Annotated in this window: 2 protein-coding genes; both read right to left on the reverse strand. The window is 73.2% G+C overall.

The window, feature by feature from the left end; genetic code table 11:
* Positions 1–486 precede the first annotated feature (486 nt).
* Complete coding sequence (locus ACFFNX_RS47870; RefSeq protein ID WP_378213082.1) at positions 487–1878, reverse strand: hypothetical protein; 1392 nt, start codon at positions 1876–1878, stop codon at positions 487–489.
* Between the two features lie 146 nt (positions 1879–2024).
* The coding region (locus ACFFNX_RS47875; RefSeq protein WP_378213083.1) for an ACT domain-containing protein at positions 2025–2365 on the reverse strand (341 nt) is incomplete at its 5' end.

A 2365-nucleotide genomic window follows, 5' to 3' on the forward strand; every position in this document is an offset into this window, starting at 1 on the left:
CGTACGGCCCAGACCCGGCCGCGAGCGACCAGAACGACAACGCGGACGCCCCGATCGGCCGGGATCGGACACCGCTCGACCTCGATCCGCAGCACCACGACCCGTACGGCCCAAACCCGGCCACAGACGGCCAGAACGACAACGCGGACGCCCCGATCGGCCGGGGTTGGAGTGGCCGTGTCGCTCCCGCTCGTCCACCCGCCGCACGGCGACGCCTGGGTGCTCTCCCGGTCGCTCGTACGGGCAGGTGCCGGGACGCGGAGCGGTGCGCGGGCCGTACGTCGTCGGGGCCCTCTTTCACGATCGCGTGAAAGGCCATGCCCGGCAGCTCCGGGATCTCACCACCCCGCGAGAGGCGGGCCCCGGCGACGCGGTGATCGTGCCGCCGGGGCTCCGTTCTCGCCGGGCGGCGACGGTTCCGAGCACGTCCGGCGTGCGGGCCACGCCGAGCGGGCGGAACCGTCGTGCCGGTCCGGTCGGAGTGGCTCAGCCGCGGTAGAGGACCGCGGTCGGCGCGGCCTCGGTCAGCGTGGCCGGGGTCGCGCCGGACAGGAACGACCGCTGCGGCTCGTCGTCGCGGCCGAGGAAGAACGCCCGGTTGATCGCCTGCACCTCGATCGTCGAACCCGGGTCGGCGCTGGAGGTCGGCACCCGGATCGCGGTGATCTCCGCGATGTCGGCCGGTGTCGTGCCGGGCGGGAGCTGCACGGTCGTGGCCGCCGGCAGGTCCCGCTGGATCGAGCGGTCCGGGAACAGGTGGTCCGAGCGGTACACCGTCGGATCGTTCTTGAGCCGTACCCCGACGGACAGGCCGACCCAGTCGGTGGCGCCGTTCGGCGGGTTCGCCGTCGCCTTGCGGACGACCAGGTAGAGATAGTCGCGCGGGTCGGCGATCGACGTGGTGGAGGAGGTCGGCGGGTCCGCCTCCACCTTGCCCTCGCGGCGCGACTCCGCGTCCGAGACCCAGTACGTCCACGGGTTGCGGTCCATGACCTGCTCGCGGGCCTCGGTGGTCGCGTTCAGCGACTCGGACGTGGACAGGAAGAACCGCATCGGGTCATCGACCGTGTCGCAGATGTTGTTGTTGAGCGTGCACGTCTGCATCAGCGGGTGGTCGCCCTCGTACGTCCCGCCGAACGGCTGCGTCACGTGGTTCGGCGCCTGGATCACGGCGGTGCCCGGCACGCGGCGGCCGTGGGCGTCGACCTCGACCTGGTAGATCCACTCGATGTCGGTCGTCCGGCCCCAGCGGGCCATGAGCTGCGGCGTCGACGTGCCGCCGTCCTCGTTGCTCCAGACGTAGGAGTACGTCAGCAGCCGGTGTCCCGGGACGGTCGCGGGCACGTCCTCGTGCCAGGCGACGAGCGGCGTGTCGGTGAAGGAGTTCTGGAACGGCCCGCCCGAGTCGGCCCCGTTCCGGCCGTAGAGGATCGGCGCGTGCGCGAGGTCCCGGTAGTCCTGCCCGCGGCTCACCACGCGGACGGTGGTGCGCGAGACGTCGACCCGCGTGCCGCGGGAGCGGTCCGCGGCGAACCGCAGCGTCAGCCGGTGCCGGCCCGGCCGGACGTGCCCGAGCGCAAACTCCCGGGTGATCGGGAACGCGGCCGGCACCACGTCGTCGGTGGCGTACCGGCCGTCGACGTAGAGCGACAGCACCGCCGACTCGTGTCCCTCGGACGCCCAGGAGACCCCGGGCGCGGCGGCCGTCACGTCGACGAGCGCCTCACCCGCCCGGTCGGCGCGGAACGTGATCGCGTGGTCGTGGCCTCGGTCGACGACCGTCGTCGTCGCCGCGGTCGCGGCCGGTACCGTCGTCAGACCGGCGGCGGCCGCCACACCTGCCAGCACGGCGGCACGGGCAAGCGAAGATCTTCGCACAGGAGCCTCCCAGGGCATCGTGAACCCAAGAAGCGTCATCGCCGCCCACGGGCCCGGTCAATGATCACGACAGAGGTTTCCGCGATCTTCATTGACCGGTCTGGGCCAGGACACCGGCCTCGGGGACCGGGGGCTCGCGAAGGGGCTCAGCGCACGACGTCGAGCACGCCCGCGCGGACCGACGCGCGCAGGTCCTCGTCGGTGACCGGGCGCCCCTCGGCGTCGACCACGTAGAAGACGTCGACGGCCTCGGCGCCGAGCGTCTCGACCCGCGCCGCCCGCACGTGCAGGTCGAAGGAGCCGAGCACGCGCCCGACGCGCCACAGCAGGCCCGGCCGGTCGTGTGCGCGCACCTCCAGCACCGTCGCGGTCGCGGAGGCGTCGTCGATCATGGTCACGCGGGGCGGCGGCACCGGCACGCCCTTGCGCGGGCGGTACGAGCGCGCCCGGCGTTCGAGGCGTTTCTCGACGTCCAGCCGTCCGGCCA

The sequence above is a fragment of the Actinoallomurus acaciae genome, assembly GCF_042429965.1.
GTDB classification, from domain to species: domain Bacteria; phylum Actinomycetota; class Actinomycetes; order Streptosporangiales; family Streptosporangiaceae; genus Actinoallomurus; species Actinoallomurus acaciae.